This window comes from Algoriphagus sp. (assembly GCF_046296635.1).
Taxonomy (GTDB): domain Bacteria; phylum Bacteroidota; class Bacteroidia; order Cytophagales; family Cyclobacteriaceae; genus Algoriphagus.
Map to the genome: position 1 here is coordinate 155,885 of NZ_JBKBKZ010000002.1, position 16,293 is coordinate 172,177.

Sequence of the window (16,293 nt, forward strand, 5' to 3'; positions counted from 1 at the left end):
ATGTCTAAAATGTCACAAAAACAACTGTTTTTCTATACTCCCTGATGATATCTTTTGAATAGAATTCCATAAGAGCTCAGCTTTAGAAAAAATGCTAGCGGAAAATCAAGAAAACGTAACACCAAGATCATCTTCACGGGTGACGTCTTTCAGATCGATACACCTTATTTGGATTCGCAGTCCAATGGATTATCCTACCTGATCGATCGGGTAAAAGACCATCCGCTCTATGCACATATCAAGCTGGAGAAAGGCGAGCGATCTGAGCTGGCTAACCTGGCGAATGAGTTGTTGTAAAGTTTGAAATTGATTAGATCACAATATCGGCACAGGTCTTTGGGCTTGTGCTTTTTTTTATGCCTTCGAGGATTTTAGCAAGCTCGAAATCCCGAAAAAAGACAGATAAAATTTGAATACTCCATAATTAGTATATACTTTAGGTACTACTCAAGAAATTATGAAGACACTCTCGCTTAAACTAAAGGAAACTATCTTGGAAGAAACCGAAGAAATTCTTCGGGAAAAGCAAATTCCAAGAAATCGATATATCAACGATGCCTTAGATTTTTATAACCGCTACCAAAAGCGGAAAAAGCTGGCCAATGCTTTCAGCAAGGCATCTTTACTGGTGCGAGAATCCTCAATAGAAGTCAATAGTGAATTTGATCGGCTGATAGATGAAGGTGCAATATGACATTTGGCTGGTTAACCTAAATCCATCACGAGGAACGGAGTCGGGCAAGATTCGTCCCGCTGTAGTCATTCAGACAAACTTGCTAAACCAGGTAACTCATCCATCAACCTTGATTTGTCCAATCACCTCCCAACTTTCTTCCGAGGAAAACATTCTACGTGTTCGGGTCGATACCTCAACTACTGGTTTGGATCAAGAATCTGAGATTTTAGTGGATCAAATCAGAGCTTTGGACAATCAGCGATTCATTGAAAAGTTAGGAAGGCTCTCGCCATCAAAATCACTTGAACTTCATCAAAAACTACAAGCGATCCTGGACTTTTGAAAAATTAGATCCGTATCTGCGCGCTAAGCATTATGTTCTGATTTGATTATATTTGACCATTATGAAATCGAGCCTGCCTGAGGCAGACAGGCATGACCCAAAGCGACACACAGAGGGATGATTAATGCATGCGAGATTCCACCTGCCTGCCGGCAGGCAGGTATGGCCTTTAAAAATCAAATTATAACCATATGAAGTTAGATAGTCATCAAATCAAGCAAATCAAGCAATATTTCAAAGACAAACCTGTCTTGAAAGCTTATTTATTTGGCTCTTTCAGCCGAGAACAAGCTTCTGCTGATAGCGATATTGACATCTTAGTCGAATTAGATTATTCTCAAAAAATCGGCTTAAAATTTTTCCGGATGCAAAACGAGCTCGAAGGGATTTTGGATCACAAAGTGGATCTAGTTTCCAATGGAGCACTCTCTCCACTCATCAAGCCTCAGGTAGTTCGCGATAGAAAGCTCCTTTATGAAAAATAAGCTTGGAGATGAACAGCGGCTTCGACATATTTTAAATGCGATTGGAGAAATCGAATCCTACACACTCGGAATTCAACTAGAAGACTTTCTTCAAAACTCAATGATGAGGTTCGCTTCTATAAAACAATTGGAAATTATCGGTGAAGCTTGCAATCACCTTTCCAAGGAAATCAAACAACAAAGTCCGGCTGTTCAGTGGGATGAAATTATTGGAATGAGACATGTTTTCGTTCACGAATATTTCGGCATAGACAACATTTTGCTTTGGGAGATCATCACCCAAGATCTACAGGATTTCAAAAAATCAGTAATTCCCCTCCTTGGAAATTTCTAGCTTGTCATAAGCTTTACGCTTTGCACTTTTTGGCTTGTCAGCTGACCAAAAACCATATTTCATTCAGTATTTTGTCCGCCACTGGGGGATAACCGTACGAAACCGAACATCATTTTTCTACAAAAGTGCCTTTGAAGCTTTTTTTAGGCCTTTTTAAAGTTTGGTCGCCTTTTGGCATAATGTGGTATACGAAAACAAACCAACATATTATTACTGCCATGACTACTGCAATCTTTTCTCAAAAAAACGTCTGTGCGGCACTGGGACTTGCAATGGCAATTACCATTGTTATCAAAGCGAAAACTGAAACTAGCCTTGCACAGCAAACTGCCCGATTTGAAACTACTAAACCAACTCCACAGATCGGATTTGCAACTACAACAGGTCCTGAAGCACTTCAGGTAAACATCTACAAAACAGAAAAGTCCCAGAGTTCTGAGACTTGTTAAACCCGGAATTATGCATTAGGATCCGTAGTGAGAGCTAAAAATGCAAGAAAATCAAGGATTTAACGAATGAGGCATAGCACCGCTACGGTGAATGAGTTAAATGCAGCGTAGCGATTGATTTTAAAGCATTTTTAGCTCGGAATAGGAAACCTAATGCATATTTCGGGTTAAAGACAATTATCCGTAAGGGTTAATTTGGTTGATTGTTTGGTTAATCTAAAGAGGCGGATCATGTCCGCCTCTTTTTTATTTCTAATAACTTAAAATTTCCCGCTGATCACCGCTGATAAATTCGCTGATTCACACGGATTAAGTTTCTGACTACATCTTCTTGATCCGCTATTTCATCCTACGGAGTGGGACTTATTTCAATTGTATTTCGCTTTCAGCGTATCTCATTTCAGTATTTCGCCAAAGGCATATCTCTATTATATCTCGCTTTAGCCTATCTCCCTTAACTCAACTTTCAGTAATCGTATTCAATTTCGCCAAAAAGCTATTGTAATACTGCCTTCCAACCTGAATGATTCCTCCCTGAAGCAGGGTGATTTCTTTGGTGTTAAAGCTTTCGATCTGTCCGAGGTGAACGATGTAGGACTTTTGAACTCTTAAAAACAGATTAGAAGGAAGGATATCTTCGATTTCCTTCATCGACTTTCGAATGCTGTAGTCTCTGTTTTTGGTGAAAATCGTCACCATGTTTCCATTGGCTTCAATATAAAAAATGTCATCATATTGAACGCGCTCGAAGGCATTGTCCGCTTTAATAAAGACTGCATCGTTTACTAAATACGGACTTTCGTTTGCATTTTTAACGACCGCAGCTTCAGGTGCGGGTTTTGTCCGTTTGTTGTAAAGTACGATTTCGACAATCGCATGAATATCGTTTGTATTAAATGGCTTCACGATAAACCCGGCAGGTGCGATTCGCTTCGCCCGCTCAATAATGGTCGGGTCACTATAGGAAGTCACAAACACTAAGGGAGCATCTACCATTTGCTTGATGATTTCTCCAAGTTCAATACCATCCTTATCGCCTTTCAATTTGATATCCATAAATATCAAATCCGGCCGGTATTTCTTAATTATCTTAATACACTGATTCGCAGAATTGGCAATGTCAATGTTGATATAGCCTAGGAGCTCAAGTATTTCCTGAATATTTTCTGCGATACTTAAGTCGTCTTCAACTATTAGGATGCGTTCTTCTTTCATAAGCTGGTCAAGTGTAATGAGTTATGGCAACAATAATGGGTGAAACTATATCAAGGGGAGAATTATAACCCTAATGTCAAAATTTTCTTCGGAAAATCAAATGCTTTTTTATGCATACGAAAACATTATAAGCTCATCATCTCCTTGAACCGAGCTGCTTGTCTTCGGCTTACCTCTATTCTGTCTCCACCTTTGAGTGTGACTACTAGGCCACCGTTGAACCAAGGTTCTATCGCTTCTACCCATCCAAGATTAATAATGTGCTTTCGGCTGGCTCGAAAAAACGACTTTTCATCCAAGCGCTCATCCAAAGCATTCAGCGATTTATGAATCATCGGCTTGAAGTTGTCAAAGTATACTTTGATGTAATTGCCATCTGATTCGAATAGTCTTACATTGGATAATCTCACAAACCAGCATCGATCCCCGTCTTTGACAAAAACCTGATCTTCCAGCGTCAATTTTTTCTGGTTTACAAAAGAACCTTCCTCATCACGCTTAGCTCCCCCTTCGATTTTACCCAATAATTTATTGATTGCATCTTCGAGTCGTTTTGGTTCGATTGGCTTGAGTAGGTAATCGAGCGCATTCACTTGGAATGCCTTTAGTGCATATTCATCGTATGCAGTGGTGAAGATGACATGAGGTACATAATCCAGTTCTTCGAGTAGATCAAAACCAGTTTTCTCTGGCATTTGAATATCCAGAAAAATCACATCGGGTTGGAGTTGCTCTATTTTCTCTTTGGCATCATCTACATTCACAGCTTCACCTACCACTTCTACCGTCTCCAGCTGATTGAGCAGGGTGATCAGTTCTTTACGAGCAAGTCTCTCGTCATCGATTACAATGGCTCTCATAGTTATTGAGTTTGTTATTCTAAAGTAACTCTTTGTTTTGGTATTTTAATTTCGGTGATCACGAATTGACTTCCTGAATTGAAAATCCGGAAACTGGCCTGATTACCATATAATAATTTCAATCGTTGCCGGGTATTTTCTATCCCATGTCCTCCTGCATCCTTTTTGGATCTGGATGTATTTGGATTGAGATATCCACTATTTTTCACTTGAATATAAAGCTCTTCCTGTAAGCCTTCTCTGCATTTAATCTCTATCAGACCTCCCTTTACCAAGTTGGAGATCCCATGTTTGATCCCGTTTTCCACGATAGTCTGCAGCATCATGGGTGGAATTTTATAGCTGTAGGCTTCGTCCTCTATTTGATAGACCACTTCTAAGCGCTCTTCAAAACGGATGGATTCAAGCGCAAGATAATCCTTAACTGTAGACAATTCATCTGCAAAGTCAATTACCTGCTTTTTGTCCATCATCAGGGAAAACCGTAGCATGTTTGAAACCCTGGTAATAGCGGATTTGGCTTTTTCAGGGTCTTCATCCACCAAAGCGCGAACAGAATTCAAGGCATTGAAGATGAAATGAGGGTTAAGCTGGCTTTTCAGGTGGTTAAGTCTAATTTCATTGATTTTTGCTTCGTATTTCAGGCTGCTGTTATAATTATCAAGGAAATGGAATAAAAAGTAAAGCAAAAACCAAAATGCGTAATACAAGAAATTTACAAATAGCGTGACCGCTATGATTACCGATCTGAAATCCTGGTCGGGGTTCAGTGTGCCAAAAGCCAGGTTGATCAGGATCTGAGCTATAAAATTTAAAATCGAAAGACCAAGCAGGGCAAGTATAGTCTGCAACAGGAGCCTTAAGATACCCATCTTAAACCAACCGTAGGTTTTGACTATATGTCTAAATCCATGAGTAGAAAGCAAAAAACACATGGCCCAAGCCACGAAAGCCCAACTTTGCTTGGGCGTAATTCCCTCTGAAAGGGTGGCAAAAATGATATTCACTAAGGCAAAGGCTCCCCAACCTAGTAGCTGCAATATCCAATAAAGCCTAACCCTGTTCATACTAGGCTCAAAGTTAGAAATGGAGGAGGATTGCAAGCTCTTAATTTGATAGAAGGACAAGACACCTGATTTTGGTGTCAATTTCAGCGTTTTAGTTCAGCTTTCAAAAATCTACCCGTGTGACTTTTGGGATGTGCAGCCACTTCTTCAGGTGTTCCTTGGACTACGATTGTACCTCCTTTATTTCCACCTTCCATTCCCAAGTCAATCACCCGATCTGCCACTTTGATCACATCAAGGTTATGTTCGATAATCAAAACGGTATTTCCCTTATCCACGAGTTTTTGTAACACCCCCATCAACAAATCAATGTCCTGAAAATGCAATCCGGTGGTTGGTTCATCCAGAATATAAAAGGTCTTACCTGTATCTTTTTTGGAAAGTTCAGTTGCCAACTTCACCCGCTGAGCTTCACCCCCAGAAAGTGTCGTGGCATGCTGTCCCAAGGTGATATAGCCTAGACCAACTTCACTAAGCGTTTTAATTCTTCGCAGAATTTTTGGTTGAAATTCGAAAAAATCAACCGCCTGCTCCACGGTCATATCCAGAACATCAGAGATCGACTTTCCTTTAAATCGGACTTCCAAAGTTTCTCGATTGTATCGCTTGCCTTTGCAGGTTTCGCATGGAATATGAACGTCAGGAAGAAAGTCCATCTCGATCAGTTTCATTCCCGCCCCTTCGCAATCCTCACATCTTCCTCCTTTAACATTGAAGGAAAAACGACCGGGTTTGTAGCCTCTGATTTTTGACTCCGGCAAATCAGTAAATAATGCCCTAATGTCCGAGAAAACTCCAGTATACGTCGCCGGGTTGGATCTTGGCGTCCGACCGATTGGAGATTGGTCTACTTCGATCACTTTATCCAATTCTTTGAGCCCTTCGATGCTTTTGAAAGGCATCGGATCTTTTTTGGAGTTATAAAACTCCCGATTCAAAATCGGATAGAGGGTTTCATGTATCAGTGTGCTTTTACCACTTCCGGACACGCCGGTGATCAGGATCAAGGTACCCAAAGGAAGCACCAACGTGATATTTTTCAGATTATTTCCGGTAGCCCCTTTTAGAATTAAACTTGTGCCATTTCCTTTTCTACGCTGTTTTGGAATCGGCAAGCCAATTTTTCCGCTTAGATATTGAGAAGTCACAGAGCCGTTAGTGAAGATATCTTTTGGGTGACCAGCAGCTACTACATGACCTCCATGCCGACCAGCCCCAGGACCCATGTCCAGGACAAAGTCGGAAGCCAGCATCATGTCTTTGTCATGCTCGACAACCAAGACAGAATTACCCAAATCCCGAAGACTCTGAAGTGCTTTTATCAGTTTTTCATTGTCCCGCTGATGCAGTCCAATGCTTGGTTCATCCAAAATATAAAGCACTCCAACCAACTGTGTTCCGATCTGAGTGGCCAGTCGAATCCGCTGGGCTTCACCTCCGGATAGCGTCCTCAAAGGACGATTGAGGGATAGGTAACTCAATCCGATATCTAGCAAAAAGCCTATCCGCTTTCGAATCTCCTTCAGTACTTCGGCACCGATGATATTTTGCTTTTCGGTAATTCGGCTTTCCAATCCTTCAAACCATTCGGCAAGGCCTTGGATATCCATCATTGCCAATTCACCGATGTGCTTTCCATCGATTCTATAGTACAGTGCTTCTTTTTTTAGTCGATAGCCTTCACAGTCAGGACAAGTCTTAGTCACGGTAAATTCTGAAACCCAATCCTGGATTTTGTCCGAACTTCCTTCCTGATATTTCTGGAGAAAGTTCACAATACCTTCGAATGTGGTATTCCACTTCGTACCTGGATATTTCACCGAATCGACTGCGACTTCGACTTTGTCACCAAAAAGTAAAACCTCCACCACGTGATCAGGAAGATCCTTGATTGGCGTGCTCATGCTGCATTTGTAATGCTTGAGTATGGCCTCGATTTTCTTGAAAATCCAGATATCTCGATATTCTCCTAAAGGAGCTATACCACCTCTGGTGATACTTAGTGAAGTGTCTGGTATAATGCTTTCCCGGGTGATTTCCTCAATAATTCCTAAACCATTGCAGGTAGGACAAGCGCCATAAGGAGAGTTGAATGAAAATGCATTCGGTGCAGGTTCATCGTAGGATAGGCCTGTCTCCGGATCCATCAGATACTTGGAGAAATGATGAACTTCTCCATTCTCCTGTCGGATCATGATCACGCCTTTACCATGCTGAAGACCTGATTTAAGGGATTGTGTGATGCGGAATCGGTCGGATTCATCAGCCACGATGCGATCAATGACGATTTCAATGTCATGGATTTTGTAACGATCCACCTGCATTTTGGGCACGATATCCATCACCACACCATCTACTCGGACTTTGGAAAAACCCATTTTCCGTATTTGCTCAAAAAGTTCGCGGTAATGTCCTTTCCTACCCTTGACCACTGGCGCAAGTACATAGAGTTTTTTCTCCGAAAAATTTGAAAATAATTGATCAATGATCTGATCTTCAGTCTGACGGATCATCCGCTTTCCTGTTAGGTAAGAATAAGCTTCACCAGCTCTGGCATAAAGTAATCGCATGAAATCATAGATTTCAGTTACGGTGCCAACGGTAGATCGGGGGTTTTTGGAAGTAGTCTTTTGCTCTATGGCAATCACCGGAGAAAGTCCGTTGATCTTGTCCACATCAGGACGCTCCATTCCACCCAAAAAAGATCTGGCGTAAGCCGAAAAACTCTCCATGTAGCGACGCTGTCCCTCTGCATAGATCGTGTCAAAAGCCAAGGAACTTTTTCCACTTCCACTTAGACCCGTTACGACCACCAATTTATTGCGAGGGATCTTTACATCTATGTTTTTGAGGTTATGCTCTCGGGCACCAAAAATTTCAATATATTCTTCCTGTGAAGCAGGGGATTGACTCATGAAAGTGCGGAATTATTAATCGGCGAAGGTACAATTTTTTGAGGGGAAGAGTGATGCTCAGCCCACAGATTGTAACCTGAAATAGGCGGACTTGGTTCTCGCAAATTTATAATTCGAAAGGCTGCGAAATCGAAGGGCTTGGCTTGGAAAACCAAACCGGTCCAGTTGCTGTCATGTAGACACAATCTTCATGTCTTACTCCAAATTCTCCGACGATGGAAATGTTGGGTTCGATACTGAAACACATTCCAGGTTCCAAGATCTGCTTATTCCCCCGGACGGCATTTCCCCATTCGTGTCCATCCATACCGATACCATGTCCTGTACGGTGAGGCAATCCCGGTAATTTGTAGTCCGGCCCAAAACCTGCGTCAGTAATTACTTTTCGCGAAGCGGCATCGACATCTCCGAGTGTTGCGCCGATTTGAGCGGCTTTAAATCCCGCAGCTTGAGCTTCTTTTTCGAGGTTCCAGATGTCGAGTTGCCTTGGAGTAGGTTCAGCTCCAAAGACGATCGTACGGCTGATATCGGAATTGTATCCTTCGATCGTACATCCACAGTCAACCAATACGACATCGCCTTTTTTCAAAATCTGAGGTTTGGAGGTGCCATGAGGATACGCTGATGCCTCCGCAAAATTTGCCAAAGCAAAGGCATGTCTGCCTCCCATTTTTTGATGAGCCTGCGCTACTGCCGAAGAAAATGCTGAAGGACTTACTCCTTCTTTGAGTGCGGCAAAACCCAAAGTCATCGCCTCAATAGTAATGTTTGTTGCTTGCTGCATCAATGCAATTTCTGCTGGTGATTTAATGATTCGGCAAGGAATAACTATCGGATCCCCACTCACTAATTCAAAATTAGTAGCGACCTGTCGTAAACCGTCTGCAATAAAAAAGCGAACCCGTTCCTCAATTCCGATTTTGCCGGAAGTGGCTCCTGAGTCCAAGACTGCCTTTTTGATTTGTTCGTATGGACTTTCATCCTCTTCCCAAGGGTAGACTTTGGTTCCAATTGTGATCCGCTCCTCCAATCTGTCCTGCTCAAATCTGGGACAGATATAGCTTACGTCTCCTTTGGCTGGAATCACAACCACCATTGGGCGTTCACTTTGTCCCCAAGTCATTCCTGTGAAGTAATTCATGGAAGTACCAGAGTCTAAGATTATCGCACGAAATCCTTTTTCCTCCATCAAACGCTGCGCTTTTGCTATTCTGGCTTTTCGCTCTTCTAGTGAAATTGGCACAACATCGCCCATTCGGGAAGTCAAGCGATCAGATGGGGATTCTAACGTTTTTGATTTAGTTGCTGCAAATGCTGAAGTTCCTGCAAAAAGCGCTGTTCCTGCTCCCAAAGCAGAGATTTGCATAAAATTCCTTCTCTTCATTTTGATCTTTTGTTGGTGGTTTTGAATTATATGTATATACGGATTTTGCCAGTAGTATTTGAATAGACTTAAAATTACCTGAAAACACCAAATGTTAGGCTTCATCGGACATCGGACCTGCCTTTGCCGGCAGGCAGGTACCCGACATCTGGCCCAAATGAGTTATTAAATGTGCTTACTGGCAGAAAAGCGTATAATCACATTCAATTACGACAATCCTTATTCGGGAAGAATTATCTCATAGGATTTACCTTTTTTCACATTGAGATTGCGGTCCCTTAGCCAAGGGTTGTAAAGTTTCACGTCTTTGTATGAGCTTCCATTTTCTTTGGCCCACCTGGGAAGATCTTTGATGTCTTCATCCACACGAACAGTTCGAAATGTTGGATTTTTGTAATAATCACTTTCCCTGAAATGATACCCAAAAGCTCCCGGATTCTCAAAAATCACTTTGAAGGCGAGGATTCGAAAGAGGTAGCGACTCGTCTCGTCGTTGAGGTATAACTCGTAATAATTATTATGAAGCTGCTCTTCTTGTCTTCGACTAAATCCGGATTGACCCATGTTATAACTTGCCGCCACGGCAGTCCAATCTCCGAATTTAGCATGAGCTTTTTTCAGGTACTTCGTGGCTGCCAAAGTGGACTTTTCGAAATGGTAGCGCTCATCGACATCTTTGGTGATCTCCAGTCCATATTCTTTACCGGTATCTTCCATTATCTGCCAAAAACCCCTTGCACCCGCAGGAGAACCCACATTCATCAAGGCGCTCTCAGCGATGGCAACGTATTTGAAATCATCCGGAATTCCATTTTCCTTGAGCATTCGTTCGATTTCGGGTAAGTATTTTGCAGATCTTTTGAGCAACAAAATCATATTGGACTCCCAATACGCATTGACGTAAAGCTCACGTTCCAAGCGCTCGAAAATATCTTCCTTTTCCAAGGGGACTTTTTCCCCTGCAAAATCAAGGTTCTTAGGAATGTCAAATAGTCGAATCGAGTCGCGCGTAATTGTAAAAGCCTGAACTGGATAAGATCGCTCTTCAATTAGGTTTGAATTGTCAACCTGAGGCTTAGGAGTTTTCAGTACAGCCCAAGTCCCCAAACCAATGGAGATAAGTAAAAGGAAGTATATCAAAAAGAGGTGATTTCTACTCATAATTCAATTTAAACCCAGATTGGATCTATTCCTAGGCTCTTTTGTAAAAGGCAGAAATTTAACCCGAGTGTGTCAAAGATTGATTTTGAATCTGAAATATATTGTTGTTTGTAAACAACATTTTATATTTCTGTTGTTTATGAATAACAATTATTACATTTGTTGTTTCAAAAAAACAATTTCATGAATCGGCTTTTAACAATTTCAGAACGGAAACTACAAACCAGCTTGCCAGAATCAGTTCGGTACCTGATGGAGAAAATCGATTGGAATCAGCGTCTTATAATGATTTTGGGGCACAGAGGTGTAGGCAAGACAACTCTGATTTTACAAAAAATGAAAACGGTGATCGAAAAAAAAGTCTACTTGAGTTTGGATGATTTTTATTTTGAAGAAAACCGCCTGATTCTACTCATAGAAGAGCTTTACAAACTTGGATATAGACATTTTTATTTGGATGAAGCCCATCGATATGCCCATTGGTCCACAGACCTCAAGTCGATATTCGACAATCATGATGATGCATTTTTTGTAGTCTCAGGTTCTTCGATCTTGGAATTGAAAAAAGGAACTGCAGACTTGTCTCGAAGAGCAGCAGTATATCACTTGGCAGGGCTTTCTTTTCGAGAATATATCAACATCGAAAAAAATGAAAACCTCTCTCAAATTTCTTTGTCGAAGATATTAGAAAATCATCATCAAGAGAGCGAAAAGCTTACTGATAGATTTGATATTCTTCAGCTTTTCGAGCAGTATATGAAGTACGGATACTACCCTTTTTCCCGCACGGGAAACGAATTGTATTATTCCCGATTACTGGAAACAACTCACTTGGTTTTGGAGATGGACATCGGCCCTTTTGAAGAGATCTCCTACAAAACAGTCAGGAGTATGAAAAAGCTTCTATACATCATCAGTGAATCTGTCCCATTCACTCCAAACGTTAGCAAACTCGCTGAGAAGCTGGAGACTTCAAGAAATACAGTATTGAAAATTCTGGATATGCTTCAGCAAGCACAAATTCTCAACCTACTGTACCAATCAGTCCATGGAATTTCTTTTCTTCAAAAACCGGAAAAAATCTACCTACAAAATCCAAACCTTGCTTTTGCACTGAGTTCATCGGAACCGAATGTGGGAAACCTACGAGAGACATTTTTTATGAATCAAGTCCAGATTTCTCATCAAGTGACCCTGCCAAAATTCGGAGACTTTATGGTAGATGATCAGTATGTATTTGAGATTGGTGGACCAAATAAAACCGCACAACAAATTCAAGGAATCCCCAATGCGTATTTAGGGATTGATCAGATCAAAATCGGTTCAGGAAACAAAATCCCGCTGTGGTTATTTGGCTTTCTGTATTAAAAAAATCACCCCATCATCCCCAAAATCTCTTCCAATAGCTCCCTGGTATTGGAAAGCCGAGGCACTTTGTGTTGCCCACCGAGTTTTCCTTTTTTGCTCAGCCAAGACTCAAAAAGTCCTTCGGGGGCCTGGTGTAGTATGGGAAGCTTCAAAGCTATATCCTTATAACGCTTGGCATCATAGTCTGAATTGACCTGCCGGAGTTTTTCATCTAGAAGGACTGTAAATTCATGCAAATCAGCTGGAGGAGTCCTAAATTCTACAATCCACTCATGTGCTCCATTTGAGCCGTTTCCTTCAAAATAAATCGGGGCAGCAGTGAAATTAGCGATCGTTGAATGGGTTTTCTCAGCCGCAAACTCTATGGCCGCTTCAGCATTTTCTACGATTACTTCTTCCCCAAAAGCATTGATAAAGTGCTTGGTTCGACCCGAAATCCGGAAACGGTAAGGCAAAGTGGAAGTGAATTTGATCGTGTCACCGATTTTATATCTCCAAAGGCCTCCGTTTGTAGAAATGACCATGGCGTAGTTTTTTCCTACTTCCACATCCTTTAATGAAATGACCTGGGGATTTTCTTTTTCATAGTCTTCCATAGAGATGAACTCATAGAAAATTCCGTAATCGAGCAAAAGCAAAAGCTCGTCTGAATCCGGTTGATCCTGAATCCCAAAAAATCCCTCAGAAGCATTGTAAGTCTCCATATACCGCATTTTGGCAGATGGGATCAATTCCTTAAATAGACTTCTATAGGGTCCAAAAGCTACAGCACCATGGAAGAATATTTCCAGGTTGGGCCACACTTCGAGAATATTTTTGGCTTGTTTTAGCTCAAGAATCCTTCGCAGCAAAACGATCGTCCAAGTAGGCACGCCGGCGATACAAGTGACATTCTCATTCATCGTTTCACGAGCCATCTTTTCGATTTTGGCTTCCCACTCACCCATCAGGGCAGTCTCCAAGGATGGTGTTCTGGCAAATTGAGCCCACATCGGCAAATTTTGCATGATCACTGCAGACACATCCCCGGCTTTGGCTGTTCCTTGCGGATTCAATGGATTTTTCTCCAATGTCCCTCCGATTGTGAGACTTTTCCCTGTAAAAAGCTTAGACTCCGGGTAATTGAAAACATAGAGGGAAACCATGTCTTTTCCACCTTTATAGTGGCATTCTTCCAGACTTTCTTCAGAGACAGGGATATATTTACTACGGCTTCCGGTGGTCCCTGAAGACTTGGCAAACCATTCGATATCGGTATTCCAAATGACATTTTGCTTGCCTTGCATCGTTTTTTCGATGTAAGGCTTGAAGGATTCGTAATCAAAAACGGGAACTTTGGAAGCAAAATCAGAGTAAGATTTGATCTGGTCAAAGCCATATTTTTTCCCAAATTCCGTTCGTAATCCAGCTTCGATCAACTCACTAAAAGTTGCTTCCTGAACTTGGATGGGGTTCGTCTTAAAATTTTCGATCTGACCCATCCGATTTTTAAAAATCCAAGTCATGAAGCTGTTGATCACTTCCATTACTTAAAAATTTTGCGTTTCAGCTCAAAGTTACTTCCAAGATAAACTTTTCGAACTTGCTCGTCAGCCGCCAATTCTTCGGCAGTACCTGCCTTCAGAAGTCGACCTTCAAACATCAGATACGCTCGATCCGTGATTGAAAGTGTTTCGTTGACATTGTGATCGGTGATCAAGATTCCGATGTTCTTGGTTTTTAGTTTGGCCACGATGGTTTGGATTTCTTCCACAGCAATTGGATCCACCCCGGCAAAAGGCTCATCGAGCAAAACAAATTTTGGATCCACAGCCAAAGCTCTTGCGATCTCCGTTCGTCTTCTTTCACCCCCTGATAGGACCATCCCCAAGTTTTTCCTCACATGTGTTAGGCTGAACTCTTCCAATAAGCTTTCCACCTTTTCTTTTTGCGCAGCTTTTGGCATTTTGGTCATTTCCAGAACTGCCATTATATTTTCTTCCACAGAGAGCTTCCGGAAAACAGAGGCCTCCTGAGCCAGATAACCGATTCCCAGCTTTGCTCGCTTGTACATCGGAAGGCTGGTAATTTCTTTATTTTCCAGAAAAATCTTTCCTTCATTTGGCTGAATCAGTCCTACAATCATATAGAAGGATGTGGTCTTTCCTGCACCATTTGGCCCTAAAAGTCCGACAATTTCTCCCTGCTCTACTTGCACGGAGATATCATTGACCACTCGGCGGCCTTTATAAATTTTGACGAGGTGTTCGGCTCGTAGCATCATATCAGTCAAATTTGATGTCTTTCACGTAGAGTTGCAAGCTACTTTTATCCCGGAAAAAATTCTCTCGCATTTCGACCACCAGGTCAAAACGCATTTTGCCCCTTAGCATGTTGACGGTGGTCAAATCAGGATCTTTTGCCCGATCTGCCATTCCAAATCCAAGACAAACCGGGGTAGTCACTTGCCCGTCTTGGACGATTTTGAATCGCAAATGCTTGTCTTTCAACACGGTGACATCCTCTGCGTAAACATTGGATATCCGAAAAACCGGTTCTGTATTTCCCGGTCCAAATGGTGCCATCTGCTTCAGAATATTATAAAACTTGTAATTAATCTGGTCCAAAAGCAAACTATCGTCGACTTCGATGACAGGTTTCAGGTGAATTTCCTCAATTCTGCTACGAACAACCAACTCAAATTTTTCCTGAAAAGCCGGAACATTTTCCACGGAAAGTGTCAATCCCGCTGCATATTTATGGCCTCCAAACTGATCCAAAAGATCTGCGCATTCCTCAATTGCTTCATAAATATCAAAATCCACCACAGAGCGTGCGCTTCCGGTTGCTTTATTATTTGATTCGGTCAGAATGATAGTCGGCCGATAATATTTCTCAATACATCGGCTTGCCACGATTCCGATGACGCCCTTATGCCAATCTTGCTTGAAAAGTACTGTGGAATTCCAACTCGCACCTTCTTCACGGATAGCTAACATTTCAAATGCTTCCTTGGTAATATTTTCATCAAAGTTTCGACGGGTGGAATTGACTTCATCGACAAGCTTGGCTCGCTCGATGGCATCATCGAGGTTTTGAGCTATCAAAAGTTCAACTGATGCTTTGGCGTGCTCCAATCTTCCTGAAGCATTGATTCGGGGCCCAATCTTGAATACGATATCCGAGATCTGGATTTCCTTTTCAACGTTGGCCTGGAGAATTAAAGCTTTTAATCCCGGACGCGGAATATTGTTGATTCGATCCAACCCATAATAGGCCAAAATTCGATTTTCTCCGGAAATTGGCACAATGTCAGCTGCAATGCTGACTACCAAAAGATCGAGGTAACTGTAAAGATTGGATTCATCAATCCCAGTGAATTTGGCGTAGGCTTGGATGAGCTTGAATCCTACTCCGCAACCGCTCAATTCCTTGTAAGGATATTTGCAGTCTTTTCGCTTTGCGTCCAAGACAGCTACAGCCGACGGTAATTCATCTCCCGGAGTATGGTGATCACAGATGATGAAATCTACTCCAAGTTCTGAGGCTAACTGAACTTTATCGATGGCTTTGATTCCGCAATCAAGTGCGATAATAAGCGAAAATCCGTTTTCTGAAGCTACTCTTACGCCACGCTCGGAGATTCCATATCCTTCCTTGTATCGATCCGGGATGTAAAATTCCACGTTAGGGTAGAAGGTTTTCAAAAAACCGTACATCAAAGCAACTGCAGTCGTTCCATCTACATCATAATCCCCGTAAACGAGGATTTTTTCCTGATTTAAAACAGCCTTCTGAATGCGACGGACGGCAGCATCCATGTCCTGCATCAGAAAAGGATCGTGCAGCTGACTGAGATTTGGCCGGAAGTAATCTTTGGCTTGATCAAAACTTTCCACGCCCCGATTGATCAGCATATTCGCCAAGGTAGGATTCACATTGATCTCCTTACCGAGTCTTTCGATAGCTGCTTGTGAGGCTTTGGGCTTTTGTTTCCAGACGTACTCCATGATTCAAAATTACAAAAGTAAATGGGATGAAAATTCGCAAAGCAGGG

At 41.9% G+C, this 16,293-nt stretch carries 15 protein-coding genes and 1 pseudogene; 7 read left to right on the plus strand and 9 right to left on the minus strand.

What is annotated here, in order from left to right:
- Positions 1 to 117 precede the first annotated feature (117 nt).
- From ACK4HU_RS02820 to ACK4HU_RS02845, 6 genes and pseudogenes are all read left to right on the plus strand, one after another.
- Positions 118 to 297: pseudogene (locus ACK4HU_RS02820) on the plus strand (ribonuclease); the annotation flags it as partial.
- Positions 298 to 457: 160 nt separating this feature from the next.
- Entirely contained in the window at positions 458 to 694 is a 237-nt protein-coding gene (locus ACK4HU_RS02825) for a hypothetical protein (protein WP_409803328.1), read from the plus strand.
- Entirely contained in the window at positions 678 to 1,019 is a 342-nt protein-coding gene (locus ACK4HU_RS02830; protein ID WP_409803329.1) for a type II toxin-antitoxin system PemK/MazF family toxin, read from the plus strand. The genes ACK4HU_RS02825 and ACK4HU_RS02830 overlap by 17 nt, the downstream gene beginning before the upstream one ends.
- Positions 1,020 to 1,210: 191 nt before the next feature.
- On the plus strand, positions 1,211 to 1,504 hold the full coding sequence (gene mntA, locus ACK4HU_RS02835; RefSeq protein ID WP_409803330.1) for a type VII toxin-antitoxin system MntA family adenylyltransferase antitoxin: 294 nt from the start codon (positions 1,211 to 1,213) through the stop codon (positions 1,502 to 1,504).
- Positions 1,494 to 1,838 (plus strand): DUF86 domain-containing protein, encoded by a 345-nt coding sequence (locus ACK4HU_RS02840; protein ID WP_409803331.1) that lies wholly within the window; start codon positions 1,494 to 1,496, stop codon positions 1,836 to 1,838. Before mntA ends, ACK4HU_RS02840 begins: the two co-directional genes overlap by 11 nt.
- A 218-nt stretch (positions 1,839 to 2,056) precedes the next feature.
- The gene (locus ACK4HU_RS02845) at positions 2,057 to 2,287 is read left to right on the plus strand and encodes a hypothetical protein (protein WP_409803332.1); all 231 of its coding nucleotides are present in this window, start codon (positions 2,057 to 2,059) and stop codon (positions 2,285 to 2,287) included.
- Positions 2,288 to 2,746: 459 nt separating this feature from the next.
- Here the strand turns inward: ACK4HU_RS02845 and ACK4HU_RS02850 are convergent, their stop codons facing one another.
- The 6 genes from ACK4HU_RS02850 to ACK4HU_RS02875 all read right to left on the minus strand — a co-directional run bounded on the left by ACK4HU_RS02850 (position 2,747) and on the right by ACK4HU_RS02875 (position 10,889).
- Positions 2,747 to 3,502 (minus strand): LytR/AlgR family response regulator transcription factor, encoded by a 756-nt coding sequence (locus tag ACK4HU_RS02850; RefSeq protein ID WP_409803333.1) that lies wholly within the window; start codon positions 3,500 to 3,502, stop codon positions 2,747 to 2,749.
- A 125-nt stretch (positions 3,503 to 3,627) separates the two neighbouring features.
- Complete coding sequence (locus tag ACK4HU_RS02855; RefSeq protein WP_409803334.1) at positions 3,628 to 4,362, minus strand: LytR/AlgR family response regulator transcription factor; 735 nt, start codon at positions 4,360 to 4,362, stop codon at positions 3,628 to 3,630.
- Positions 4,363 to 4,376: 14 nt separating this feature from the next.
- Positions 4,377 to 5,429, minus strand: coding sequence for a sensor histidine kinase (locus ACK4HU_RS02860; RefSeq protein WP_409803335.1), 1,053 nt, complete (start codon positions 5,427 to 5,429; stop codon positions 4,377 to 4,379).
- A gap of 83 nt (positions 5,430 to 5,512) precedes the next feature.
- Entirely contained in the window at positions 5,513 to 8,344 is a 2,832-nt protein-coding gene (gene uvrA, locus ACK4HU_RS02865) for an excinuclease ABC subunit UvrA (protein WP_409803336.1), read from the minus strand.
- A gap of 106 nt (positions 8,345 to 8,450) precedes the next feature.
- On the minus strand, positions 8,451 to 9,728 hold the full coding sequence (locus ACK4HU_RS02870) for a M24 family metallopeptidase (RefSeq protein WP_409803337.1): 1,278 nt from the start codon (positions 9,726 to 9,728) through the stop codon (positions 8,451 to 8,453).
- Between the two features lie 219 nt (positions 9,729 to 9,947).
- Complete coding sequence (locus ACK4HU_RS02875) at positions 9,948 to 10,889, minus strand: lytic transglycosylase domain-containing protein (RefSeq protein WP_409803338.1); 942 nt, start codon at positions 10,887 to 10,889, stop codon at positions 9,948 to 9,950.
- A gap of 183 nt (positions 10,890 to 11,072) precedes the next feature.
- On the opposite strand from ACK4HU_RS02875, the gene ACK4HU_RS02880 reads away from it, so the two are divergent.
- Positions 11,073 to 12,257, plus strand: coding sequence for an ATP-binding protein (locus tag ACK4HU_RS02880; RefSeq protein WP_409803339.1), 1,185 nt, complete (start codon positions 11,073 to 11,075; stop codon positions 12,255 to 12,257).
- A gap of 5 nt (positions 12,258 to 12,262) precedes the next feature.
- On the opposite strand, the gene ACK4HU_RS02885 is transcribed toward ACK4HU_RS02880, so the two are convergent.
- The 3 genes from ACK4HU_RS02885 to recJ are packed head-to-tail and all read right to left on the minus strand — an operon-like array spanning position 12,263 to position 16,246.
- A complete protein-coding gene (locus ACK4HU_RS02885; RefSeq protein WP_409803340.1) occupies positions 12,263 to 13,783 on the minus strand; it encodes a GH3 auxin-responsive promoter family protein in 1,521 nt (506 codons plus the stop codon).
- Positions 13,783 to 14,520, minus strand: coding sequence for an LPS export ABC transporter ATP-binding protein (gene lptB / locus ACK4HU_RS02890; RefSeq protein WP_409803341.1), 738 nt, complete (start codon positions 14,518 to 14,520; stop codon positions 13,783 to 13,785). Before lptB ends, ACK4HU_RS02885 begins: the two co-directional genes overlap by 1 nt.
- A gap of 1 nt (position 14,521) precedes the next feature.
- Positions 14,522 to 16,246, minus strand: a complete 1,725-nt coding sequence (gene recJ, locus ACK4HU_RS02895) for a single-stranded-DNA-specific exonuclease RecJ (protein WP_409803342.1) — start codon at positions 16,244 to 16,246, stop codon at positions 14,522 to 14,524.
- Positions 16,247 to 16,293: the final 47 nt, after the last annotated feature.